The sequence below is a fragment of the Lentzea aerocolonigenes genome, from assembly GCF_000955955.1.
Lineage (GTDB): Bacteria > Actinomycetota > Actinomycetes > Mycobacteriales > Pseudonocardiaceae > Lentzea > Lentzea aerocolonigenes_A.
On record NZ_JYJG01000285.1, the window covers coordinates 1 to 25,836 of the forward strand.

Annotated in this window: 16 protein-coding genes; 12 read left to right on the plus strand and 4 right to left on the minus strand. The window is 66.5% G+C overall.

Annotated features, from left to right (window positions below):
- A partial coding sequence (locus UK23_RS32705) for an acyl-CoA dehydrogenase family protein (protein ID WP_196777978.1) occupies positions 1-647 on the plus strand: 647 nt, incomplete at its 5' end.
- Positions 648-674: 27 nt separating this feature from the next.
- Here UK23_RS32705 and UK23_RS32710 read toward each other — a convergent pair.
- A complete protein-coding gene (locus UK23_RS32710) occupies positions 675-1,181 on the minus strand; it encodes an NUDIX domain-containing protein (RefSeq protein ID WP_231114789.1) in 507 nt (168 codons plus the stop codon).
- A gap of 224 nt (positions 1,182-1,405) precedes the next feature.
- Here UK23_RS32710 and UK23_RS52065 point away from each other — a divergent pair, with 224 nt between their 5' ends.
- Positions 1,406-2,269 carry a helix-turn-helix domain-containing protein gene (locus UK23_RS52065; RefSeq protein WP_156213544.1) on the plus strand — a complete coding sequence of 288 codons (864 nt, stop codon included), beginning with the start codon at positions 1,406-1,408 and terminating at the stop codon, positions 2,267-2,269.
- 7 nt (positions 2,270-2,276) lie between these two features.
- Here the strand turns inward: UK23_RS52065 and UK23_RS32720 are convergent, their stop codons facing one another.
- Positions 2,277-3,149: an aminoglycoside phosphotransferase gene (locus UK23_RS32720; RefSeq protein ID WP_231114790.1), complete on the minus strand. Its 873-nt coding sequence runs from the start codon at positions 3,147-3,149 to the stop codon at positions 2,277-2,279.
- A 978-nt stretch (positions 3,150-4,127) separates the two neighbouring features.
- Here UK23_RS32720 and UK23_RS50715 point away from each other — a divergent pair.
- Genes UK23_RS50715 through UK23_RS32735 form a run of 4 tightly spaced genes read left to right on the plus strand, consistent with a single transcriptional unit; the run spans position 4,128 to position 7,220 of the window.
- Positions 4,128-5,207 (plus strand): hypothetical protein, encoded by a 1,080-nt coding sequence (locus tag UK23_RS50715; RefSeq protein ID WP_231114791.1) that lies wholly within the window; start codon positions 4,128-4,130, stop codon positions 5,205-5,207.
- Positions 5,204-5,491 carry a hypothetical protein gene (locus tag UK23_RS32725; RefSeq protein ID WP_045315574.1) on the plus strand — a complete coding sequence of 96 codons (288 nt, stop codon included), beginning with the start codon at positions 5,204-5,206 and terminating at the stop codon, positions 5,489-5,491. Before UK23_RS50715 ends, UK23_RS32725 begins: the two co-directional genes overlap by 4 nt.
- Positions 5,491-6,303: a hypothetical protein gene (locus tag UK23_RS32730; RefSeq protein ID WP_231114792.1), complete on the plus strand. Its 813-nt coding sequence runs from the start codon at positions 5,491-5,493 to the stop codon at positions 6,301-6,303. The genes UK23_RS32725 and UK23_RS32730 overlap by 1 nt, the downstream gene beginning before the upstream one ends.
- A gap of 2 nt (positions 6,304-6,305) precedes the next feature.
- Positions 6,306-7,220 (plus strand): hypothetical protein, encoded by a 915-nt coding sequence (locus UK23_RS32735; protein WP_045315575.1) that lies wholly within the window; start codon positions 6,306-6,308, stop codon positions 7,218-7,220.
- A 405-nt stretch (positions 7,221-7,625) separates the two neighbouring features.
- Here UK23_RS32735 and UK23_RS49160 read toward each other — a convergent pair whose 3' ends face one another.
- Both UK23_RS49160 and UK23_RS32745 read right to left on the minus strand, forming a co-directional pair.
- On the minus strand, positions 7,626-8,183 hold the full coding sequence (locus UK23_RS49160; RefSeq protein WP_082115153.1) for a helix-turn-helix domain-containing protein: 558 nt from the start codon (positions 8,181-8,183) through the stop codon (positions 7,626-7,628).
- 19 nt (positions 8,184-8,202) lie between these two features.
- A complete protein-coding gene (locus tag UK23_RS32745) occupies positions 8,203-9,012 on the minus strand; it encodes an inositol monophosphatase family protein (protein ID WP_156213545.1) in 810 nt (269 codons plus the stop codon).
- A gap of 709 nt (positions 9,013-9,721) precedes the next feature.
- Here UK23_RS32745 and UK23_RS55140 point away from each other — a divergent pair.
- From UK23_RS55140 to UK23_RS32770, 6 genes are all read left to right on the plus strand, one after another.
- Positions 9,722-10,390 carry a glutaminyl-peptide cyclotransferase gene (locus tag UK23_RS55140; protein ID WP_419503912.1) on the plus strand — a complete coding sequence of 223 codons (669 nt, stop codon included), beginning with the start codon at positions 9,722-9,724 and terminating at the stop codon, positions 10,388-10,390.
- A 358-nt stretch (positions 10,391-10,748) separates the two neighbouring features.
- Entirely contained in the window at positions 10,749-11,162 is a 414-nt protein-coding gene (locus UK23_RS32755) for a hypothetical protein (protein ID WP_156213546.1), read from the plus strand.
- Positions 11,163-11,445: 283 nt separating this feature from the next.
- Positions 11,446-15,909, plus strand: a complete 4,464-nt coding sequence (locus tag UK23_RS49165) for a LamG-like jellyroll fold domain-containing protein (protein WP_196777979.1) — start codon at positions 11,446-11,448, stop codon at positions 15,907-15,909.
- Positions 15,816-20,279: an RHS repeat-associated core domain-containing protein gene (locus UK23_RS49170; protein WP_052685269.1), complete on the plus strand. Its 4,464-nt coding sequence runs from the start codon at positions 15,816-15,818 to the stop codon at positions 20,277-20,279. The genes UK23_RS49165 and UK23_RS49170 overlap by 94 nt, the downstream gene beginning before the upstream one ends.
- A complete protein-coding gene (locus tag UK23_RS49175; RefSeq protein ID WP_156213547.1) occupies positions 20,279-22,579 on the plus strand; it encodes a hypothetical protein in 2,301 nt (766 codons plus the stop codon). The genes UK23_RS49170 and UK23_RS49175 overlap by 1 nt, the downstream gene beginning before the upstream one ends.
- Positions 22,580-22,721: 142 nt before the next feature.
- Positions 22,722-25,712, plus strand: coding sequence for an AfsR/SARP family transcriptional regulator (locus UK23_RS32770; protein ID WP_052685271.1), 2,991 nt, complete (start codon positions 22,722-22,724; stop codon positions 25,710-25,712).
- The last annotated feature ends 124 nt before the right edge of the window (positions 25,713-25,836 follow it).

Sequence of the window (25,836 nt, forward strand, 5' to 3'; positions counted from 1 at the left end):
CCAACGAGCGGGGCCTGCCCCCCCAGCCGATTCCGCCGACCGGACTGGCCGGCTGGTCCTGGGGCGTCCTGGACCTCGACGGGGTGAAGGTCCGACCAGAAGACGTCCTGCATGGGGACGGAATGGCACTGCTGCGCGAGCACTTCGCCAGCTATCGACCGCTGGTCACCGCCACAGCGCTCGGCGGGGCGGCTGCGGTCTTCGACACCGTGACCGCCCGGCTCTCCAACCGGAAGGCCACCGGTGACCTCCGCCGACTACGTGACTCAGCGCTGATCACCCTCGGCCGCACACACGTCCAGCTCGCGACCGCGCTACTGGGCGCGGTAGTGGCCGCCCAGCTTGCGGAAGGCGGACACACTGACGCGGAACTGTGGGGCGCGGCGACGAAGGCTCATGGCATCGACACTGCCAATTCCGCCACTGCGGAACTCGCGCTTCTGCTCGGCGCGTCCGGGTTCCGGGCCGACTGCCAGACCGCCAAGATCCGCCGGGACCTGAGCGGACTGCTCTACGCCGACGGCATCCACGACAGTCTGTACCGGACAGCGGGCAAGCAGCACACGACCACAAAGGACACCACAAGCGGTTTGACCTCAGTTCCGGCACAGCGAGATCAACCGAACCCGGTCGCGCTGACCGCCTGATCGGAGGGGCAGGGACGGTGAGCCCGACTAAGCGACTCGCTGTCCCTGCTCGCACAACGCTGTCACGCCTTGCTCGGCGGCCTGCAACGCGACAACCAGTCGGTCGGCCAGTAGTGGCTTCACCTTGCTCCGGGCTTCGTCCAGGCTGTGGAAGCCGGCGGAGAGGATCTCGCCGTCCGTGAATACCATGCCGACCAGATCGGTCTCGTCAAGCACACCGCCATCGAAGACGAACACGACACCCTCAGGGCGTGAGTCCTGTGGCCGCACGTAATCCACCACGAGCAGCTGGCCCAGCGGCCGTTCCCATCCCAACTCCTCGGCGAGCTCACGGGTCGCCGTCGCCCACGGCGACTCGTCCGCTTCCACCGCGCCGCCCGGAATTTCCCAGTTCGGCTTGTAAGACGGCTCGAGCAACAGCACCCTGCCCGCCTTGTCGCGAAACAGCACCCCGGCGGCCATGCGCTTGCGGGCCAACCCGGCCACGTACTGCTCGACAGGCAACACCTTGTCCGCAGACTCCGATGTGGTCACCCGCGGCACACTAGCCAGCACAGTCACAGCGTTCTCCGTCGGGGCAACCACCCGATCGTGAACCCGTCGGTCGTCAGCGGGTCTTCGCAGATAAAGGCCTACGGATGTGGGATCCGTGCTGGATCGATGCGAGCTTCGTGAGCTGGTGCGAACTAGCACATCCAAGGTTGGCTGCTTCCGTCCGGCAGGACAGATGTCCCGCTACAGCAAGGAAAAGGCGCGCGATGCCGAAACGATCTTCCACCGTACGAGGCCGTGAGCTCGGCAATGCGCTTAGAACGGCCATCGCGCAAACAGGCTTCAGCTCGTCACTCGCGCTCGCAGAGCGGCTCGACTGGGACCCGTCAAAGCTTTCGATGCTGCTCAACGGCAAGGGTGGCGTCAGTGCTGTCGAGCTGGGTCTGTTGCTGGGCGTCTGTGGGGTAGAGCCCACTGAATGCGATCGCCTTCTGTCGCTGCTCCCGGTTGCGCATGTCAAGGACTGGTTGCAAGTGCACGGAACTTGTCCACCTGTTCACCACCACACCCTCGTGGAGAACATCGCCGCGGCCACGACGCTGGTCAGCTGGCGGTGCCTCGCGTTGCCGGAGCTGCTGCAGACGCCTGCGTACATGCGCGCGGTCATGTCGGCTTCGCCCAACATCCCCCAGCATGAGGTAGCAGCACGCGTCGAGGCGCAGCTGAAGATGCAGGAACAACTCCGCCGTAGCGAACTGACCTGCACGTTCTACATCCATGAACTTGCGCTGTTCCTTCCGGTTGGTGGACGTGACGTTCGCGGGGAGCAACTCCATCACCTGTTGCAGAGGGCGGCGTGGTCGAAGATCGTCATCCGAATCGTGCCGACGAAGATCGGCGCACACGTCGGTATGGACAGGCCATTCACCCAGCTGACCTTTGACAAGTACGAGCCCGTCGTGTGCGTGGAGTACGAGAACTCCACGGCGTTCATCGAGGACGAGCACTCTTTGGATTGCTACGCCGCGACAGTACGTGCGCTGTCAGAGTCCAGTTTGGACTCAGAGGAGTCGAAGGCCCTCATTGCTCGTCTCGCGGAGACGCCCTGGCCGCTCGAAGAGGCAGTCTGATGTCGGTTTAGAAGGTTTCGACGAGCTTCCTCAGTGGTGCGGCGAGGTCCGGGTGACCGCCCTTGTCGATCCAGTGGAGCAGTCGGGCAGCGGCATAGAGCTGGGCGAGCCGTCCGGCGTCGGTGTCGAGTACGTGGGCGAAGGTGTTCCGCACCCGATCGGCCGTTTCCGGTACGAGAAGGCTGTAGCAGAGCAGTGTGGCCGGGTCTGTCCCAACTGGACCGCGGCCCCACGACTCCCAGTCCAGCAAGCTGAAGTCCGGTCCCATCAGGTTCGCCCAGTGCAGATCGCCGTGCACGGTTTCCCATTGGCGGACGACAGGGCTCACCGAGTTCCCGAAGTGTTGCTGGATCCTGCCGGTGACCAGTGCCTGATCGGCGTTGATGCGGTCGGTAGGTGTCGCCGCGACCGTCTGGATCGTTCTGCGGAGCCGCGTCCACCACTCGTCGGGAAGGTCAACGGCCTGGTTCAACACGTCGGTGGGGGAGCAGGTTGAACCTGGAGCCAAGGTCATCAACTCGGCACGCTGCTGCCGCCATTCCTCCCACTCGTACACGTCGAGCACCCGCGGCTTGGACAGGGTGGCGAACGCGTTGGCGTCGAAGTTCCCGGTCCAAAAGTCACCGTCGGTCCACTGCTTCTCCTCGGACACCACGCGAAGCCAGAGTTGCCGATCAGCTGCTTGCACGCGTGCGCTGATCGACCGATCGAACCATCCGAGTCGAGCGTGTCCGACGACGGTGAGTCCGAAGTGGTCTGCTGCGTGGCTGAGGTTCGCCCGCATCCACTGCCGGAACTTCCGGTCGGCCTCGCTCAGGTCGGTACGCAGTGCCTGGTCGCTGCCGTCGAGCGTCGGCAGATGGTCAAGCTGTTTAGACACGTGATCCTCTCGCCCTGGTGCGCACGGCGCACGCTCTGCGACTTCCTTGGTACTGCTTGGAAAAGCTCCAAGGGAGAGGTGTTACAGGGAGACACCCCAATGGAGGGTCTGCCGTGCGCGATCGACATGAACATGTTGATCAGTCGCTGAAGGTGTCTGGGGCGGAGTGAAGCTCTCGGGCTCACCAACCACTGAACAGGGCGACCACGGGGCAAAAATCATGATCCTGCCCAATCCCTGTATGCACAGTGGCTTCAGTGTCAACTGAATCGTATCTCAGATTCTGTGCTGACTGCGAATCAGTGCAGCAGATCCAAAGCCCGGACGGTAACTCGTCGCGAGCGGTCTGGATCGCGGCAGTCGCAGACACGTCTCTCGATGACGCCACTTTCGCTCACTAGAAGAGTTAGGTTCGAATTCTGCTCACTTTCGGTGACTGGAACCAGTGGTGGAACTTGCGGGTACGAGTCACGTGCACGGTAATGCTTGCAATGATTGACGTTTTGGCGCTTCGAAATACTCTCGGAGATGAAGCTTAGTGAGCCTGGCCGGGTGTGCGGTTTGGCTGGATGGAGGAAGTTCCGCTGGCTCGAAGAAGGCGGGCCGCTTGAAGTTGATAACGCCACATCAGGTGCTGTGAGGTGCAGTATCCCGCTGATGGCTGTGTGAGCGCGGCCTTGCGCGACCTGATTGAAAGGGGCAATGATGGTTGCTGTCAGCCGGGAATTGTCGGCGTGCAACGCCGTGAACAGTTCGGTGGACGTGTCACGCAATCCAGTGCCTGGTCGCATCGGTATCGAGTCGAGGATCAGTGGCGGACGGCAAAGTCCGTCGCGGGATTTCGCAGGTTCGGTGCCGCACGCGGCCGGACCATTCCGCCCGCGGTCGTGCGCTCCGCCAGCAGGCACCGAAACCACTCCCGCCGCGAGTGGGTCTTCGACACCGGTGAGTTCCACTGCGCCCCCATGGAAACCGCCGATGCCACTCGCCGGGACGGCCAGCACGCCGAGCGAGCCTGAGGGCGTTCGGGTCCTCGAGAACGAGCTCGCGCTGGTCGCCCGGCGTACGTGGCGAGGACTTCAGGCTGCCGATGTCGACACTGCAGTCGATGCTGGCATGCTCGCGGCCGCAATCGAGGCAGGGGACGGCGTTGCGCATCCCTCGGACGGAGTTCGTCGCCTCGATGCCAGCGGATCGGCACGCGCCGCTGCGGTCGATGTGGCAGCCGCTGCCGCCGTGATCCAACGTCAGGGCTTGCCGCCAGATGCGGCCCGCCCGGTCGACTGGAACGGATTTGGTGTGGTGATTCCGGTGCTGGCCGGATCACCAGGCACCGGTGCGTCGGTGTGCACCGCCTTGCTGGCCGATGTGCTGCAGCTCGCGCACCGCAACGTGCTTGTGATCGATCCGGCTGATCCATCGCGGTCAGGGTTGGCCATCGCCGCGCGCTCGAACGGTCCGTGGCTGACCAAGCCTCACCCACAAGTCCACATTCGCTTTTCCTGGCGAGCTCGTGCACTGGTGGCGCGTCTCGAAACAGCTCTGCCGATCATTGCTCCGGGCATGGTGCCGCCACCGCGGTTCTGGCTTCCGCAGGGTCCACGCCCGGAGGTCACAGTCGTCGATCTCGGTCACGATCCTTGGCGGGTGGCGGCGCACCCGATGCTCGGCGCAGGGGCGTGGTTGCGGCGGGGCACACCCACGCCATTGCCAGTGCTAGTGGTGCGACCGAGCCGTCCGTCGCTGCTGCACGCCGAGCAGGTGCTCGCCCGCCTCGACCATTGGGTGGCCACGGGTGCGGTCAGCCCACCTGTCCAGCTGGTCGTGATGGGCGCTAAGCGCTGGCCCACAGGTGTCGCTGGAGCTGCTGGTCGTCGAATGTGTGCGCTACTCGAGAGCGCGGTGTTTGTGCCACACGACCCCGAGCTCGCCGCGGCGGGTATCACTGCCGCGGTCACACCGCTTCGGTTGCGGCAGGCGATCACACCGTTGCTGAGCCGATGGGGACTTCTCCCGCACACCGCGCGTGGGTGGCAGGGCACGAAGGAACGGCCATGATCACGTACATCACCACGATGTTGGCCGACATCCCGAACCCGACACCGGTCGCCCCGCCGGGCAGCGAGGTGATCGTCGAGGTCGTCGGCAATGCGAAGTGGGGCGCCGGGATGGCCCTGGTGCTGGGGTTCTTCGCCGGCCTGATCGTGTGGGCGGGCGGTCGCTGGGTGGATCACCACCGGGCTGGCCGGATCGGCCTGGTGATGATGTTGTGCGCCATCGCCGGTGGGCTGCTCTACGGGATCGGTTGGCAGATCATCGACCACTTCGCGAGCGTCAAGTGATGGCCGCGAACCCGCTTGGCGCCGGTCGCCGCGTGCGGGCTGGGCTCCGGCTGGGCAGCATCGTCGTTGTCGCGATCGTGTTGCTGGGTGCCGTTGCAGCGGTCGTGGGTGCGCACTACGCCACGAAACCGCCCAGCCCACCTACGAACTTTCCCGCACCGACTTTGGAGATCGTCACGGGAAGTGGCACCCCGACCCAGGACGAAAACCTGTTGGCGGTGGCACCCATGTTGCAGCTGCCTGCCCAGGCGGCTCAACCCCAGGCCATGACGGCCGGTTCTGCCGGACCCGTTCTCGCGATCGCGAGGCCAACGATCTCCGTGAACCGCTGGATACCCGGCGGCTTTCCCGACACACCGGAAGGTGCGCTCGGGCAGCTGAAGGCGCTCAACGAGACAGCGCTGGCGTCGGCCGACCCGCAGGTTTACGCCCGTGGCTACCGCGAGCTCTCTGAACCCGGTGCACCGGACCCCGGTTCGACGGGGCTGGCGGCACTGCTGCGTTCCATGCGTTCGCGCGCACAACTGCCCGCGACAGGCTCTGTTGCTGGTCTTACCGCGAGCTATCTCGTCACCCACGGCCAGGTGAAAGGCGCAGTCCCCGCCAGCCACTACGTGGTGGTGTGCGTGCTGGGGCAGTTGTCGATCGGGTTCAACGGCGAAGTCGCGGCGGCGGGAGTCGGCGACTGCCAGGCAATGCGCTGGTCCGGCACCGAGTGGCGCATCGCTTCCGGCGCGCTGGCTGCGGCAGCGCCCTGCGCGTGGCCGGGCAGCGCGGACATGGTGAAAGCCGGCTATCGGGAGCTGAGTTAGAGATGTGGCCCTTCGACGACATCGGCAACGCACTCGGCGGGTCGGTCCGGGACATGATCGTCACCGGGTTCGAGGCCGCGATGCTGGCTCTGTGGCGGGCATCCCTGTTCGTCCTGGCGGCTGCGTTCGGCTTGGCGGACAAGTTCTCGGTGTTCACAGTGGACACTCGCAGCGGGCCAATCTCGATCCTGTGGCCGATGATGCTGTGGATTAGCGGCGTCCTGGCGCTCGGCTTGTTCTTCTGGCAGCTGATCGCCACGACGTTGCGAGGCGGTCGGGGCTTCCTACGTCTGGTGGGAGGACCCGTGCAGTACGGCGTTGCGCTCGCCCTGACTGTCGGAATCGTCGCGGCGTTCTTGGCCGGGGTCGACGGGCTCACTTCTGGGATCTTGAAGTATGGACTGCGGGCGGAGAACTTCACGGACGCACTCAAGGCGACCGGATTCCTCGATGCGGCCGGCGACGGGGTGAACGCCACCGTCCTCGGTATCGCAGCGTTGATCGGGGTGATTCCGGCTGGAATCGGCTACGTGCTGGAGATGCTGTTCCGCGAAGCGGCTGTCTACGTCATGGTCGCGACCGTGCCGATCTCAGCGGCGGGGCTGCTGTCCGGGATCACGGCCTCGTGGTTCTGGCGGACGTGCCGGTGGCTGATGGTGTGCGTCTCGATGAAGGCCGTGCTGGCGATGACTCTGGTGCTGGGAATCGCGATCTCCGGTGGATCGAAGGGGTTGTCAGGACTGCTCGCGGGCATCGGCGTGCTGATCATCTCTTTGTGCTGCCCGTTCGTCCTGTTCCGGCTGTTCGCCTTCGTGGACCCCAACAGCGATGCAGGTGCTGCGTTCCGCGAAGCCCTGTCCGGAGCAGGTGTTGATTCCTACGGCGAGAACAATCCGGCAGCGTCGCTCGGATGTTGACCCAGTCGCCGGTCGAGAACGGGTAACCCGCGCAGTCCTTTGTGGAGGCGGCGGGACGTGGTGCGGGCTCGTTGGCTGCGGCCTGAGCGTTGACCACACCGATTTCGACCAGGGTAGCGGCAATGGCGACAACGCCCGTGAATCGGCTGATGAACATGCGAGTCATAGTTAGCCTCTCCAGATTTCAATCGGTGGAAGCGTCAGCGGCTCGGTTCTGCGGCCTGATGCGCCTTCGCTATGTGAACTAAGAGAAGCTCGCTATTGCATTGGAGTCAACGAATAGCGTGAATATTGGTTAGTGCTGGTCCCCGGAGGTTTTTCTGCATGACTGATTGCCGGTTCGGAGACCCTCGCCGGCGATCTGCGCGGTATGTGATTGGCTATATCAGCTCGAGGAGCGGCAGATCATGCTGCGCTCCGGAGTTCATGGTGCACAGCCTCGTACAGGGCTGCGGTGCGGTCGAAGGCGGCCTGAACCTCCAGTGGCTCGACGTGCACTGCATGCGCCAGGCGACGGGTGATCGTCCGAGGCACCTGGCCCGTGAGGAGATATCGGTCGATGGTGTCGGTGGCCAGACCCAGGAACGCAGAAAGCATTGGCGGTGATTCGTCTGCTCTGCCGAGGCGGCCCGTGAGCTCCCAGAACTGCAGCCGACCGACGTTGTTGGCGCTGCGCACCGCTAGCTCAGCGGTGGTGAGTGCATGGTTCATACGCAGATCGGCAAGCGAAGGTTCGCCACTGGGCGGGTAGAGCAGGTCTGCAGGTCTCACCTGCAGAACCAGTGCGGCGGCGCGTAGGTTGCGCGCCGACGGTGTGCTCACGCCGGTTTCCCACCGCACGACGGTCTGCTGCGACAGGTTGGTCTGGCGGCCGAGGCTCTGGCGGCTCATCCGAGCCTTGCGCACGGCGTGGAATGCCTCGGGGTTGAACCGGGGGCATTCGTCGATTGCTCTCCTTGACATTGCTTGCGCCCCTTCGGTTTCAGGCCGTGCGGCTTGGTGGGCTGATGAGCGGGGACCTGGGAGGCGGGGGTTGGCTGGATCGACGCACGGAGCTGACGTTGGCCTGGAGATGTGTATAAGAGACAGCGGTTGCACCCGCTTCGTGCGCGATGAGAAGGCCCGCAGCGGACGCCCTCAGGCCTATGTCGTGCTCGACGTAGGCCGTCAGCCAACCCGCAGCGACGTGGCAGAGCTCCAGAGCGGGTGCGCCCCCGCATCGAAGGCCGGCCACCTGAGGTAGAAGCCTCGTCACCAGCTCAGCCTGATCCGCACGGATCGCTGCGACCGCCGAGAATCCGGTGCTGATCAGCGCATCTTCCAAGAGCTGTGTCGATCCAACGCGGATCTCGAGCCAGTCCGTGGAGATAGAGGGGTCGCGCAGGTGAGCGCCTTGCCCCAGTCCCGCCATCCAGAGCCGCCGGCTGTGTGGTTCAGCAACCGCGGCCGCCAGGACGACGTCGTCCACCGCAGCAGCGACGGACACCGCGTAGCCGGGCAAACCGCTGACGTAGTTGTCGACACCGTTGAGCGGGTCGATGATCCACGTGATTTGGCCGGACGCGGCTGGCGTCTCGCCGAGTACTGCGTCTCCGGGGCGATGCAGCGAGACCAGTTCGCGAGTCAGGTGTTCCGAAGACATGCTGGCTGGCACGAGCAGGCCGCTGGAGGTGCACCGGGCGCCTCGGTATGGCCCGCCGGCAGTGCGCAGACGTTCAGACCAGATCTGCCGAGCAGCGTGTGCGGCGACGTGTCCGGCAAATGCGCTAAGTCGCTCGACGCGTGTGAACACGATGAAATCCCCCTTTAGTGCGAATCGGCGAGTAGATGCGCCAAGGCATGGACTCGACGAGGTGTCGTCGTGCACGTGGGGGAGGAGAGATGACCTCAGGCTACACCAATTGTGCTGCAGAATCGCGATTATTTTAGTCAATGGAATTTGGTTTGCCGCTGACTGGTAAACCGAGTTTCTGCGAGCTGGAAGAATGCCTGCTGGCTAGCCGTGGCGTGGATCGGACACGCCGTGCCACTGAGGTGGGGAACTACGTGTTTTGCACGTCTTGGCTGCTAGATCGACGACAGATCCATGCGTTCGTGTGAACGTCGGTAGGTGCAGCAGATGGGCAGTGGACCTGAGCCGCGCGGCGCTAGGTCGCATCGATAGACGCTTCGAGGTTGTTTGGGCGGCTGCGGTGTGAAGTTCTGCTGTGCGGGAATTTCGGATCCGTTCGGGTGTAGGAGTTCGAATGTTGCGCCGACGCAGGCTTACAGCGAGTCCCTTTGCCGGTCGCAAATGGGGCCTCGCACGCATCGCCGCTCTGATCGTTGCGGCTGCGGTCCTGTTGATTGCGTGCACTTGTGCAGAGAAGGCCCATCCGGGGCGAGGTCTGTCTCCGCCTGCTCGTACGACGTCGACCAACGCCGCTTCATCCCGAGTAGTGAAGGTAGAGACCTTCGCCGCCGCGGTCGTCGGGCAGTTGACGGGCGGCGACAACAAGGGCATGGGCCTCGAAAACGGCGAAGGTGCCCTACTTCTGGAGAGCACCAACACATCTCAGGGCGGAGGGATCCGTGGGATCGACACGACCAGCGGTGTTGAACGGATCCAGCTGATAGACCAGCCTGGCCGCACGATGTCGGGGGTCGCTGTCAGCGTGCGTCCGGGCCAGCCAGGCATCGTGTGGCAGCTGACCCTGAAGGGCAACGTCGCGATCGCTCGAGACCTGTCCACTTTGGTCGAGCAGCGCCAGGTGTCGTATCGAGGCGAAGGCTGGGGACTGTGCGATGACGGAACTCAGCTGGTGCAAAGCGAAGGGTCTATGCGCCTCGTGTTGCGAGATGCAGACACCTTCGCCGAGAAGGAGGTGATCGAGGTTGCCGGCGGGTGGTGGTCGAGCAGGCGCCTTGGCGAACTGGAGTGCGTGCGCGACGGTGAAAGGCGTCAAGTGTGGGCGAATCTCGTGGACACCAGTTGGCTGCTGCGTGTTGACCTTGAAGAGCGTGCCGTGACCGCAGTGGCTGACCTCGCCCCGGCGATGGCCGGAGCGACAGCCGCGGAGCGAAACCTGATCAGTGGTATCGCGTCGATTTCCGGTGCGCGCAACGAATTGTGGCTCTCCGGCAGTGGTTGGCGTCGACCGGTGAAGATTCGGTTGGCGGCGAGGCCGTAGCAACGAGATGCCGGTACCTGGCCAGGTCCGGCTCACCTTGGCGACGGTGGCGCTCAGCAGCGCGGTGAACAGCTCGTCGAAACGCGTGATCCGTTCCGAGACGGTGGTCAGGTGCTCTTCCACGTCCCGGAGGTAATTTCGCACCTGCTCAGGTATCAACGGTGCCGCCGACCCGGCGCAGGTTCGTTGCCCCGCATTTGCACCAAATACCTGTCGCAGCTCGCCGATCATCTCGGCGAACTCGTCGGGGCTCAGCCACAGCGTGCCCTGCCGGTCCCCAATCGAGTCCGCGACCTGATCAGCGCCGGGCCGTTCGAGGTGGGAGTTGATGTACATGATCCCGATCAGCTTGTAATCGGTGGTGTTCAACAGCTTCAGGAAGTTGATCGACATGAACAATGCTGTGCGCAAATATTCCACGCGGACAGTCATCGTGGTGGCGACGGCTGCACTCCTGGCCGGCGTTCCTGGTGTCAGTCAGGCCAGCACTCAGACGGGCCCGCTTGTTCACGTCTTCGAGGGTTGCTACGCGTCCAAACCCGAGAACGCCACGGTCTACCCGACCGTGGCGAATATGACTGTGCGATCGGGACCGCGCTTTTCCGCCTCGTCCTGCGGCACCCTGTACGGATACCAGGCCACGAAGGCGTACTGCGTCACCGGCGGGCAGGGAGGCCCCTGGGCCGTGGTGAAGTCGCACAACTACCCATACCAATGGGGGTACGTTCCCGCGGCAAATCTTCTTTTCAGCAACCCCGTTCGCAACTGCTGAAACGCTGGGCCGTGAGTGATCAGGAGTTCGGTCGTACACCGGATCACTCACGCAGCCCAGGCTGGCAGCAGCGCTGGCGCGTCGCGGCCTGTCGGCCCGATGTGTTCACTCACCTCGGCAGCGGCCGATTCTGAGCGCGCACGTGTGCTCGGAATGCCGGATCTTCTGCGTGCAAGGAATTTGCAAGGTTTCGTTCCTAGCTTTGCCTTGACGTGCGGAAACGCGCTCATTGGGGAGGGGATGCGTGATGTCCGGGTCATCCTGGTCGCGCTTGCTTTCGACCGTGGCAGTTGCTCTGGTGATCACGCTCGACGTGACCTCCGCAGCGCCACTGGAATTGCTGGGGGGCGGCGCGCATCGGCCACATGCCATGCCGGTCCAACTGTGGGGTAGCGCCGGAAACGAACGCGGCCACGGAACGCAGGGGAACAAGACCCTGCCGCCGTCGTTGCGCGGCCGCTATCCGCAGGACGTGCGGGCCATGCAGGCCAAGGAGCTCGGCGACGTGGCCAAGGTCGAGGCGGCGCCCGTTGCTGAGGTGCGCGGCTTTGACAAGGCGACCAGCAAGGAGAGACCGGACGACCGCGGCGAGCACGAACGCACCTACAGCAATGTCGACGGCACCCTCACCACGCAATACTCGACTGAACGAGTCAACTACCGGTTGCCGGACGGTAAGTGGGCGCCGATCGACACCAAGCTGGTCGCGGCCGAGAACGGCTGGCGGACTACCGCGGACGCCAGCGAGACCCGATTCGCCCGCACCGCCGACGCGCCCGAGGTGGCCCGGCTGGTGATCGACGCTGAGCACTCCGTCGGCTACCGGTTCGCCGGCGCCTCGGCGGCCACTGGCGTCGTCGCCGGGAACACGATCACCTACCCGGCCGCGTGGCCGGGCATCGACGTGCGGGTGGAAGCCCGTGGCGGCGGCACGGTCAAGGAAACGCTGGTCCTGCGCGGCCCCGGCACCGGACGCAGCTTCGACTTCCCGTTGCGGCTGACTGGTCTTTCCGCCGCGATGTCGGGCACTGACGTGGTCTTGCGCGACGCGAGCGGCCGGGTGCGCGCGATCATCCCTGCCGGCATCATGGTGGATGCCGGGGGAGCGACGGCACCCGTGACCTACGAGCTGACCGGCACGACGTTGCGGGTGAAGGTCGACGATCGCTGGCTGCTCGAACTGGGCAGGCGCTTCCCGGTGGCGGTCGACCCGACCATGGAGATCCCGGTGGCCTCGGCCGCCGTGGACAGCTCAATGAACGTCACCGGCGGCGGTTCGACACCGAGTCCCAGCGAGTTGATCGCCGGTCGGTACAACAACACCGGCACCGCGGCGTACCTGAAGTTCGGCGGCCTGACGTCGAAACTGCGCTTCCACACCGTGTACGGAGCCCAGCTGGAGCTCGCCAACACGGGGGCACCGTCCTGCAGTCCCCGCACCGTGACGATCCATCCGGTGACACAGGCATGGACACCCGGTACCGGCTACGTGTATCCAGGTCCGTCGGTCGGTCCTGCCATGGCCAGTCCCTCGTTCGCCCACGGCGGTCCCGGTTGCCCACCGGGTGCCGAGCTGGTCAACCTCGGCGCCGGTGGCCGGAACATGGTGCAGGGCTGGGCGAACGGTGGCCCCAACAACGGTATCTCTCTGCGAGCCAACGACTCGGACTCTTCGGCGTGGAAGAAGTTCATGGGCACCGGAAGTGCAGTGCCACCCACGTTGTACGTCACGCACAGTCCGTACAACGCGTCCTATGAGATCGCCAACCCGGTGCCCGACCCGCCCGTGCTGCAGAACCAGGCGGGCAAGCTGCAGGTCGACGTGACCAACCTGAGCGCGGAGGACTGGCCGCAGGGCACCTACTACCTGGCCTATCGCGCCTACAACGCGGTGACTGGCGCGTCGGTCACGCAGCAGCGCGCGGCGGATCTGGCCGGAACTGTCCCACGCAACGCCAAGACCACGCTCACCGCGACGATCCGGGCACTGCCGCCCGGCAAGTACTTCCTCGACTTCACCATGGTGCGCAACGGCGGAGTCGTGTTCACCGACCAGCTGGTCGCACCGATTCGGCTGGTGCTGGAGGTGCCCGACGTACCGCCGGTGATCACCGGGATCTTCCCGCTCAACGGTTACCGGACACCGACGCTGACACCCCAGCTGTGGGCGGGCGCCGCCGACATCGACGCCCCACCGGGCAGCCGGCTCACCTACAAGTTCGAATTCTGCGAACGAGACTCCGACGGCAACCCGGTCGGCTGTCAGACCACCGCGTACCAGAACAGTCCCGCCTGGACAGTCCCAAGCGGACGGATGCAGTGGGGTAAGCGATATCTCTGGCGAGCCTGGGTGAAAGACACCGCCAGCGAGGTCGAGACTCCCAGGTTGACGCTGCTCGCCGACGTCCCGCAGCCGGAGCTGACCTCCCGCATCGCCAACGCGCCACACGCCGCGCGGGACCAGGAGTACGACCCCCAAAGCGGCAACTTCACGAGCGTGGCGACCGACGCGCCGGTCGTGTCGGTCGGCCCCGAGCTGACCGTGGTGCGCAGCTACAACAGCTTGGATCCGCGCAGGGACACGCTGTTCGGCGCAGGCTGGACGTCACGCTACGACATGCGGATCCGCTCGGATGACGACGGAACGGGCAACGTGATCGTCACCTATCCGGACGGTCAGGAGGTGCGCTACGGCCGCAACCCGGACGGCAGCTACGTCGCGCCGAGCGAGCGGATGGCCCGCCTCACCCAGAGCGGTGCGGCATGGCAGCTGCGCGACCAGAGCGGCTCGGTCTACCAGTTCTCGCTGAACGGGCGGCTGGCCCGGATCATCGACGCCGCCAACCGGTCGACCGTGCTGACCTACAACACAGGTGACGGCAAGCTGGTGTCGGCGACGGCTCAGGCCAGCGGACGCAGTCTGCGGTTCGCCTGGTCCGGCGCGCACATCAGCACCGTCACCACTGACGCGGGCGCGTGGAACTACAGCTACGCGGGCGACAAGCTCAGCAAGGTCTGCGGTCCGGACAGCGCCTGCGTCACCTACGACTACGCCGCGTCGTCCTATTACCGCGGCGCCGCGCTCGACTCCAACCCGGAGTCCTACTGGCGTCTCGGTGAAAGCAGCGGCACGGCGGCGGCCAGCGACGTCGCGGTCAAGCTCGGCAAGGACGCGGGCAAGTACCACAACGTCCAGCTCGGCACGGCCGGGTCGCTCGCCGGTTCGGACAACACCGCCGCCACCTTCAGCAACGACTCCTATGTGGACATCCCCGCCGGGACGCTGAAGAAGAGCCGGGATCTGGCGGTCGAGATGTGGTTCAAAGCGAACCCGCTCGGCACCGGTGGTCCGTTGATCGGCTACCAGGACAAGGCGTTCCCGAACGCGGCCACCACCGGCGTACCTGTGCTCTACCAGGGCACCGACGGGTTGCTGCACGGCCAGTTCGCGACGGGGAAGACTGCTCCCGTCGCGTCCACCAGGACGGTCAACGACGGCAAGTGGCACCACGTTGTGCTGTCCAGCACGGGCGGCACCACCACGCTGTACCTGGACGGGGTGAAGTCGGCGTCGGCGGACAACCAGAACATCGACCACACCGCGCTTACCTACAACCAGATCGGCGCGGCGTACGCGACCAGCCCGGCCTCGTGGCCGGGCTGGGGCAGTAACGCTCAGCGTTCGTTCAGCGGCGTGATCGACGAGGTCGCGGTGTATCACCACCCGCTCGGCGCGGGCGCGGTCGCGGCTCACTTCCAGTGGGGCACGAGCGCGGCCGACCAGCTGGCCAAGATCACCATGCCCAGCGGGAAGGTGGCCGCCGAGGCGAAGTACGACGGCAAGTCCGGCCGGATCAAGGAGTACGTAGACGACAACGGCGGTGCCTGGCAGATCGGGGCGCCCGCGGTGTACGGCTCCGAAAGCGACCTGCGGCGCAGTGTCGAGGTGCGGGATCCGGGCCACCGGTCGTCGCTGTTCGAGTACGACGCGCTCGCGGGATGGCTGCTGCGGCAGGGAGTTCCGGCCGGGCTGGAGGTGCGTGGCGAGGACCGCCCCGGCGAGCCGACCGGACCGCCGGACGAGCAGGTGCCCAGCTGTCCGGCGGCGGACCCCGCCGATCCGAAGTTCTGCACGATCATCCCGGACAGCTCGGGTGGACCGGTGTTCGTCCGGCATTCCCTCGAGGGCATCGCGATCCGGTCGTTCACCTACGACGATCGCGGCCTGCCGAAGGTCGTCACCAACGAGACCGGCGACGCCGTCAAAATGGAGTACGACGCGCGCGGCAACATCACGAAGCGCACGACCTGCCGGACCGTGAACGACTGCCAGACCGCGTACTCCACCTTCCCGCCGGCTTCGGCTGATCCGCTCGATCCCCGCAGCGGACTGGTGCTGGAGTTCCGTGACGCCAGGTCCAGCGGGGCGACCGACAACTCGTTCCTGACCAGCTACACGTACACGTCCATCGGAGACGTCGCCAGCCAGACCAATCCTGACCGCGGTGTGGTCCGGCACTTCTACACCGACGGGACGACACCCGCGGTCGGCGGCGGCACCGCGCCGTCCGGTCTGGTCACCGCGGATCGGGACGCTCGGGGTGCGGAGACCCGCTACAGCTACTTCGCCAGTGGTGATCTCGCGCAACCGTCATGCCGTCCGGCCTGGTCACGAACTACACCTACGATTCCCTGGGCCGCAAGAAGACGGAGACGCAGATCTCCGACAGCTATCCAGGCGGCCTGACCACCACGTACACCTACGACGCGATGTCGCGCCCGGTCAGCACGACCTTCCCGGCCACGACCGACGCGATCACCGGAGTGCGGCACCAGAAGCGCGTCACGACCACCTATGACGTCGACGGGAACGCAGTGCGGCAGGAGGAATCCGACCTGCTGGGCGGCGACCCCACCCGGACGACCACCACGGTGTACGACGATCACAACCGCGTGCAGCGGGTGGTAGACCCGGAAGGCCGCGAAACCAGCTACGGCTACGACCTGTTCGGCAACAGGACATCCGTTGTGGACGGAAATGGCAACCGGACGGACTACGCCTACACCGCACGCAATGCCGTCGCCGAGGTCCGGCTGCGCGACTACCAGCCCGTTGCCGGCGAGCCGGATCCCGGTGACTACCTCGTGGTCAACTCCTACACCTACGACTACGCCGGTCGGATCGCCAGCAGTACCGACGCCATGGGCCGCCGGGTGGAGTACGTCTACTACGGCGACGACCTGTTGCGCAGAAAGACGCTGGTCGACTTCCACGACCCAGCGGGGGCGAAGCGGGACTACGTGATGGAGGACAACGTCTACGACGGCGCCGGTCACCTGACCAAACAGTGGACCGGAAACCGCACGCGCGTCACTCAGCACACCGTGAACGTGGCCGGGCAGGTCGCGGCGACGGTCGTCGATCCGGGTGGGCTGGCTCGCAGCACCGCGTTCAAGTACGACCTGGGTGGCAACGTCGTCCAGGCCGCGCAGACCGGCCTGCCGTCGAACGTGCCGTGGCCGGTCGCCACCACCTCGACCGTGACGGACACCGGCTACGACACCGCGGGCCGCAAGATCAGCGAAACGATGTCCGGCGGCGGGATCAGCCGGGTCAACCGGTTCGGCTACGACCAGCGGGGACTACTCACGTCCACTGTGGACCCCAGGGAGTTCACCACCGACTACACGAACGACGAACTGGGCAGGCAGATCTCCGTCACCACGGCGCCGGTCGCGGTCGAAAGCGGCGGCGGCAGCCCGCAGACCGTCCGCCCGGTCACGACCACCGGTTACGACACGTTCGGCGCGCCGACCGCTCAGCGCGACCCTCTCGGCAACGTCACCAGGTTCACCAACGACCGGCTCGGTAGGCCGGTGACGGTCACCGGGGCGTCCTACACACCTCCGGGCGGCCAGCCGATCACCCCAGTGGCACAGGTGCGTTACGACGGCGTGGGCAACCGGACCGAGATCACCGACTCTCGTGGAAGCACCGCCAGGTTCGGCTACGACCGGCTGAACCGGCTGGTGAGCAAGGACCTGCCGGCCGCCACGAACGACGACCGGGCGGTCTGGCACTACACCTACACCCGCACCGGCAAACCGCTGTCCACGACGGACCCGAGCGGCGCGGTCGTCCAGACCACGTACGACGACCTGGACCGCGAGATCACGAGCACCAAGGCCGAACGGTTCCCGGTAGCTGACGCGTTCATCAGCACCCACCGCTATGACGACGCGGGCAACCCGATCGAGTCGACCTCGCCGACCGGGGCGGTGACCAGGACCGAGTACGACGTGACCGGCGCGGCGGTGCGGATCACCGACCCAACCGGTGTCCGAACGCAGTTCGGGTACGACTACGCCGGCCGGCAGGTTCGATCGACCGACGGCGCTGGGCGGACGGCCCGCAGGGACTACGACTCGCTTGGGCGGCTGATCACGGAGACCGACCTCAAACCGGACGGCGCGACCATCCGCACCCGGTCCTACGGCTATGACGCCGCCGGGAACAAGACGAGCGCGACCACCGCCGCGAGCGTCACGACCACCTACGCCTACAACTCCGCCAACCAGCTGATCTCGCAGACCGAACCTGTCTCGGCGACCGCGTCGATCACCACCTCGTACGGGTACGACGCCGGTGGCGCGCGCACCCGGTACACCGACGGACGCGGCAACGCGACCACGTTCACGGTGAACAGCCTGCGGCTCGCCGAGTCGGTGGTCGAACCGGCCACCGCGGCCTATCCGAAGGCGGCCGACCGCACGTGGACGACGTCCTACGACGCGGGCGGCAACCCGGTCCGGTTCACGGCGCCCGGCAACGTCGTGCGCCAGCGGGACTACGACGCTGCCGGACTGCTCACCCAAGAGTCCGGTTCAGGTGCCGAGGAGGCGACGGCCAGCAGGGTTCGGCACCACGACCTGCTCGGCAGGCTGACCGGGGTGAGCACGCCCGCAGGTGACGACACCTTCGCCTACAACGACAGGGGCCAGTTGGTCACCGCCGCCGGCCCGTCCGGCGCCGCCCGGTTCGAGTACGACGCCGACGGCAACGTCACGTCCAGGACCGACAGCACGGGTACGTCGCGGTTCGCCTACGACCGCGGCCGGCTGACCTCGCTCACCGATGGCCTCACCGGCGGGGTGATCGGCTACGGCTACGACGCCGCGGGCAAGCTGACCACGCGGAACTACGGTGCTGGGCGAGTGCGCACGACCGGCTACGACGACCTCGGCAGACTCACCAGCGACGTGCTGCGCGACGGGGCCGGACAAGCTTTCTCCACGCTGACCTACGGCTACGACGCCGAAGATCATTTGATCAGCAAGACCGTTGGCGGAACGAACAACACCTACCGCTACGACCAAGCGGGGCGGCTGCTGTCCTGGACCGCGGGCGGAACCACCACCGAGTACACGTGGGACGCCGCGGGCAACCGGATCTCGGCGGGCGGCAAGGCGGCCATCTTCGACGAACGCAATCGGCTGCTCAACGACGGGACATCCACTTACACCTACAGCGCCCGAGGCACTCTCGACACGAAAGTCACCGGCACGACAACCCGGCGGACGCGGTTCGACGCCTTCGACCGGCTCACCGTGCGCGACGCCGTGCACTACGAATACGACGGCCTGGACCGGATCCACTCGCGGGACGGCGCCGGCTTCGGCTATGCGGGGGCCGGTGACGCGCCGGTGTCGTTCGGCGACGCGCGCTACAGCCGTGACGCCGGGGAGGAGCTGATCTCCACCGGCACCGGCGCGGCCGCACAACTGTCCATTGCGGACAAACACGGTGACGTCATCGGTTCGTTCGGTTCTACCGACGCGAAGTCCGCGACCGCCGCCCGTACCTACGATCCGTTCGGAAAGGTCACCGGAACCCCGGTGGACATCGGGTTCCAGGGCGAGTGGACCGATCCGGCCGGTGACGTCGCGATGGGTGCCCGCTGGTACGACAGCGGCACCGGCACTTTCCAGTCCCGCGACGACGTGGAGCACCAGACGGGCGGCGGCGCGGTGCTGGCCAACCGTTATGCCTACGGTGCGAGCGCTCCGCTCGACTATGTCGACCCGGATGGCCACATGGTCAACCACGAGTCGAGCTCGTACCCCACCCCGGTCTGGCACGACACCGGCGGGCCTCGCTGGAGCCCGCTGGACTGGTTGCCGCCAGATCTCCGTAAGGCAGCAGACCGCGTGCAGGACGCCGTGAAGATGGCCCTTTACCACGCCCTCAGGCTCAAGGACCAGCACGACAGGATCGTCGCGAAGGTCTTCAAGTGGGTCGTGGGGGCCGCCGAAGACGGATGGTTCGGCGTGGGGCCGAAGATCGCGGTCAAGGTGACCAAGGCCGCGATCCGGCTGGCGCCCAAGGCGGCGAAGGTGGCCGGCGATCTGGTCAGGAACGTCGTGGACGATCACGTCAAACACGCGCAGAACCTCCTCAACGAGGCGAAGCAGTACGGCCAGACGGTGGTGGCGGGCGCGCAGCACCTGTGGCAGGAGGCGTGGGACTCGTCGTACGGGCAGATGTATCGCAACGGGTTCAAGTGTCTCGCCGAGCTCGACGGCAAAGCCTGCGGCGACATGTGGAACAACGTCGGCCAGAACCTCGCCAAGGCGCAGTGGAATCCGCTCCAGGCCTGGAAACATACGCTGAAGGCGCTCGGTGACGGAGCGGGCGCGGCCTCCGGGGTGCTCGGCTCGCTCCCGGTCGTGGGGACGCTGGGTGGTGTCCTGTCGGTCGGCGCGCTGGTTCTGCACGGCGCGGCGGCGCTCGGCGGCGCGCATGTCGAGCCGTACGAGTTCGGTGAGGACGTCCTGGGCGTGCTGCTCGGGTTCACGCCGCTCGGCTACGCGCTGGGAGGCGCGAAGGTCGTCGCGAAGGTGTGGGAAGTCGGTGGCGCCGGAGCCACCAGTGCCCTCTGGCCGCCCGACCGGCTGGCAGAGGAGTTCACGCCCAGGAACCCGCCCGCGAGGCTCGCCGTGGTGATGGGATCCGTCTGCCCGGCGCTGTGGCTCTCGATTCCGCTCATCAACAAGCTTCCCGGCGCCGTTGCGGCGGACGTGAGGGAGAACTGGAACAGGAACGTGAGGGGGAAGTGATGCGTCGCAAGGTGGTGTGCGCTCCGACGAGACGGGTATTCCTGCTCGTGGTGGCGATGCTGACGGCACTGGTGGTGGTTCCGGACGTGCAAATGGCGCGCGCGGACGCGGCGGGGATCGGCGGCGACTACGTGCCGCTGGCGGCACCGTTCCGCGTCGTCGACACGACCAAAGGAACCGGTGGCGTCACCGGTCCGCGTGGACCTGGCAGCACCACGGTGTTCTCCGTGCTGGGCAGCGGTGGCATTCCGGCCACCGGCGTGACCGCGGTGCTGGCCGACATCGCGCCGGTGTTCCCGACAGCCAGCACCTGGCTTCAGGTATGGGAAGACGGCACGCCGCGGTCTTCATCGTCCACAGTGAACATTCCGGCCAGCGGCGCCGCACTGTCCAACAGTGCCGTCGTCCCGGTCAGCCCGGCCGGCAAGATCGACGTGTACAACAACTCCGGCAACGTCCACGTGACCATCGACGTGCACGGCTACTTCACGTCGGTGCCGGGCGGCACCGGGCGCGGAGGGTTCGTGCCAGCAACGCACACCAAGATCCTCGACACCTACCTCGGAATCGGGACACCGAAAGCGGCGATTCCGGCGAACGGCAGCCTGACCGTCCAGATCACCGGTGGCGTCATCCCGGCAGGCGCCAACGCGGCCTTCCTGGACGTGCTGGTGTTCAGCGCGACCAAACCGGGCTGGCTCGGCGTCCTGCCGAGCAACAGCAGCGTCCTCGACTACCCGGTTGGCGCGACCGCGACCGGTGCGGCCGTGAAACTGGACGGTGCCGGCAGGGCGGTTTTCCGCAACAACGGCGCCGCGCCGATCCACCTCCAGCTCGTCGCCCAGGGCTACTTCACCGCCGACTCCGCCACCGGTGCCGGGCTGCGCAAGGCGTCCGGCCGGTTGGCCGGCGGCCTCTCCGTTGCCGCCAACTCCACTGTGGACGTTGCGGTGGGTGGCCGGTTCGGCCTGCCGACCAGGTCGATCGCGGGCGCCGCGATCAACCTGACCACGCTCAGCCAGTCCAAGCCCGGCTACCTCAAGGCGTGGCCGCTCGGCGAACCTGAGCCGGACGCCTCGCTGGCCAACTACAGCCCCGGCGTCCCACGCGCGGATCAGGCCATCGTCAAGACCGGAACCGAGGGCAAGATCCGCATCAAGAACGTCGGCGCCGCCAGCGTCACGCTGTACGTGGACCTGCAGGCGTGGTTCGCCGACCCGCTGCCGTCGCTGCAGATCGAGCAGAACTCACGGGTCTCGGTGTTCCAACCGGCCAAGGAGAGCGGTGCCCAGTTCGCCCCTGTCGAGTACGCCTACGTCAACAACCTCGGCCAGCTGATGCACGGCCACCAGACGCAGATCGACCAGTTCGACAGGATCCAGTGGACGACCGTGTCGGGCAACGAGGCGTTCACCGGACAGCCGAGCCTCGCCCAGTCCGCCGACGGCAAGCTGCAGCTCACGGCCCAGAACACCGACAGCGGGATCTGGTCGCTCACCAGCCAGAAGGCACCGAACGGCGACCCGGTCGACTGGGCACCCTGGACGAGGCTGGGTGGTTCCATGTCGTCCGCCCCGGTGGCGGGCAAGCTCCCCGACGGCTCGCTCGCCCGGTTCGCAGTGGACAGCGACGGCCGGCTCTGGCAGCTGACGTCAGAGCCGAGCTGGACCAGCCTGGGCGACGCCGACCTGGCGGGAACTCCCACAGTCGTCACGATTCGCGACGGTCTTCAGCTGTTCGCGCTGAACACCACGGGCACCCTTCTCACCGCGATCTATCGCGATGGCGCACTGTCGGGCTGGACGAGCCTCGGCGGCACCGGGCTCACCGGTTCTCCCGCGGTGATCGTCACGCCGGGCTTCCGGGCGCGGGTGGTCGTGCGGAGTGCGGACGGCACTCTCGTCACCAAGCTGCAGGAGGTGAGCGGAACGTTTCCGACGGCGTGGGAGTCGGTCGGCGACTTCGTGGCCGTCGGATCGCCTGCCGTGGTGATCAGCCCGGTCACCGGCAAGACCGAGATGTTCGCGCGTGGGGCGGACAACGAGATCTACCTGACCGACGAGACCACGCAGGGGGCCGGAACCTGGACGCCGTGGAGCCTGCTGCGTGGCAACACCAACCCACCGACCACCAACCCGGACCCCTCCGCCACCGACCCGAGCGTCTTCAACTTCACCAACGTCAACGGCAACGGGTTTGCCGTGATCTTCCGGAACCGCAACAACGTCCTGCGGTGGTACGCGATCTACACAAACGGCGCAGCTAAGTCCACCGCGCACAGCGTGGCCCTGCCGAAGTGACAGCGCGCGTCTCCAGAGGGTTCTCACAGGTCAGATCCTGTGGGAACCCTCTTTGCGTGCCCGCGCCGGAGCAACCTTCGCATCATGCTCCGCGTGGACGGGAGGTGTAGGACCATTGGTGGGCGATGCAGGGGGGATTTGAATGCGGTTCGTGTTGCTGGGACCGATGGAGGGCTGGTCGGGGGACCGGCCGGTGGACCTGGGCACCGGCCGGCAGCAATGCGTGTTGGCTGCGTTGCTGGTGACGCCGGACCGGCCGGTGACGGCCGAGGTGTTGATCGACCGGGTGTGGGGCGGTGAGCCACCCGATGCGGCAAGGTCCGCGTTGTACGCCTACGTCGCCCGGATCCGACGCCTCCTTGGTCAGCATGACTCGAGCGTGCACGTACGTCGCCGCAGCGGCGGCTACGAGGTGCAGGCCGACGATGATGCGGTCGACCTGTGGTGCTGGGACCGGTTGCGCAAGCAGGCCTGGCAGGCCACAGGGCAGCGCCGGGCAGAGCTGCTCGACGCGGCGCTGGACCTCGTGCGCGGCAGGCCGTTGGACAACCTCGACACGCGCTGGGCCTCGCAGGTACGGGCGACGCTGACGCGGCAGCACGTCGACGTGCTGGCTGATTGGGCGGAGGTTGTGACAGAGCTCGGCAGAGCTGAGGATGTCGTGCGGCGGCTGGCCGAGCCGGTCGCCGCATCTCCCGCGGCTGAACGGTTGGTGGCGGCGTACATGCGTGCCCTGCACCTGACCGGCAGGACAGCTGAGGCGCTGGAAAGCTTCGTCCGCTGCCGTGAGCACATCAGCACGGAGCTGGGTGTGGATCCCGGTCCACAGTTGCGTGGATTGCACATGACGTTGTTGCGCGGTGATCGGGACACGTCACCCGCTAGGCCGGGAGGTCCCGCTCAGTTGCCGTTGGCGGTCGCGGACTTCACCGGCCGGGCCGACGCGCTGCGTTCGCTGGACCGCTTGCTGTCGGACGCGGAAGCCACTGCGCTGACGATCGTCGTGATCAGCGGCACCGCCGGTGTCGGTAAGACCGCGCTCGCCACCCATTGGGCGCACCGGGTGGCCCGGCGGTTCGTCGACGGGCAGCTGCACGTCAACCTCAACGGCTACGCGCCGGATCGGCCGATGGCCACGACCAGGGCGCTGGAGCTCATGTTGCTCGCGCTCGGCGTGCCGGGCGAGCAGATCCCGCCGGACGCCGAGGCCATGGCTTCGTTGTACCGCACCGCTTTGGCGGGCAAACGGGTGCTGGTGTTCCTCGACAACGCCGCGAGCGCCGAGCAGGTGCGGGTGTTGTTGCCCGGCCAACCGGGTTGCCTCGTGCTGGTCACCAGCCGTGACCAGCTCGGTGGTCTGGTCGCGATGGACGGCGCGCGGCGTATCGCGCTCGACGTGTTGACCGACCGCGATTCCGCCGCCCTGCTCAGCCGGCTGCTCGGTGCAGAGAGGGCGTCCGCAGAACCGGTGGCGATCGCCCGGCTCGCCCGGCTGTGCGGCGGTCTGCCGCTGGCGTTGCGGATCGCGGCGGCCAACCTGGACGACCGGCCGCTGGGCGAGCAGACGGAGGAGCTCGCCGACGACAGGCTCGGCAGGCTTGTCGTCGAGGGTGATCCGCTGGCCGTTGTGGAGGTGCACTTCTACAACTCCTACCGCAAGCTCACCGACGACGAACGCCGGATGTTCCACGCGTTCGGCTGGCTGCCGGGCTCGGACGCCGGCGTCGAGGCCGCTGCCGCGTCGACAGGGTCCACAGTGGACGAATCGCGCGATCTGCTGTCCCGCTTGGTCTACCAGCATTTGGTCGATGAGCACCGGCCTGGGCGCTACACCTGCCACGACCTGTTGCGGGAGTATGCCGCACGTAGTGCGCCTGAAAACGAGAGAGCCGTTGCGCGGCACCGGGTCTACGACTGGTACCTCAACACGGCCGATGTCGCGATGGACCGGGTCGACCCACCGCGCCGCAAGTTCGGCGACTCGGTCCCCACCGACCTCACTCCACACCTCGCCGGCTACCAGCAAGCGATGGCCTGGCTGGAAACCGAGCGGCTCAACCTGGCCGAGGTGGTCGCCACCGCGACCGCACACGGCCTGCCCGGTCACGCCTGGCGCATCCCGCAGGCGCTGCACCGGTTCTACAACATCCGCGGTTACACGCACGACTGGCTGGCCACCCACAGCGTCGCACTCGAAGCCGCTCGTGCTGACGGAAACCCGGCCGGACAGGTGGAAACCCTGTTCAACCTGGCGACCGCGTTGCGCAGGGTCGGCCGGCTCGCCGAAGCTCACGACAACTGCGTGGCGGCAGTCGACCTCGCGCGGCGGGTCGGCGACCGCAGGGGCGAGGCGTTCGCGCTCGGCACGCTGGGCGTCGTCAACTGGCGGATCGGGCGGAACACGGAGTCCGCCGCGGCCCTGCGGTCCGCCATCTCACTGCACCGCGAGCTCGGAAACATCCAGGCGCTGGCGAACACCCTGGGCAACCTCGGCGTGATCGAGGAGGAATCTGGCCACCGCTTGGAGGCGATCAAGCTGTACGAGGAGGCTCTGGAGCGGTTGAACGCCGTTGGCCACAACGTCGGACAAGCGGTCGTGCTCGCCAACATCGCCAATCTGCACGAGCGGCTCGGCCAGTACCACGAAGCACTGGACCACCACCAGCAAGCCCTTGTGCTGAACCGAGAAAACAGCGATCGGCAAGGCGAGGCCGCCGTGCTCACCAACCTCGGCACCACCTACTGCTGCCTGGCGGACTACCCGGCTGCCTTCGAACACCACCGCCAGGCACTCGACCTGGCCCGCGATATGGGCAACCTCGACCAGGAAAGCCAGATCCACAACTTCATCGGCGACACCTACTACGCCACCAAGCAGTACGACAACGCTGTGACCAGCCACCAGCGCGCACTCGACCTCGCCACAACGACCGGTAGTCGCCTGATGCAGGCCCACGCCCACCGCGGCATAGCGCGCGCCCTTCATGCTCGCGGCGAGCACGACGCGGCCTGCCCGCATTGGCAGATTGCGCTGTCCCTCTACGCCAATGCGGGGGTGGAGCACGGCGCCCTGCTGCGGGCGGAGATCGCGGGTCTCGACCCGCACTGCGCTGTCGATTCCACGTCGAAGTAGTTCCATCACGACGCCCGCCTCATGATGCCTGCACTTGGTGGCGAACCAGCTATTCGAAGGAAGACGGCTCCGTTCGGCCAGATGTGACGGTCACGCCGCCGTTCGATCGAGTTGCACGCAGCGT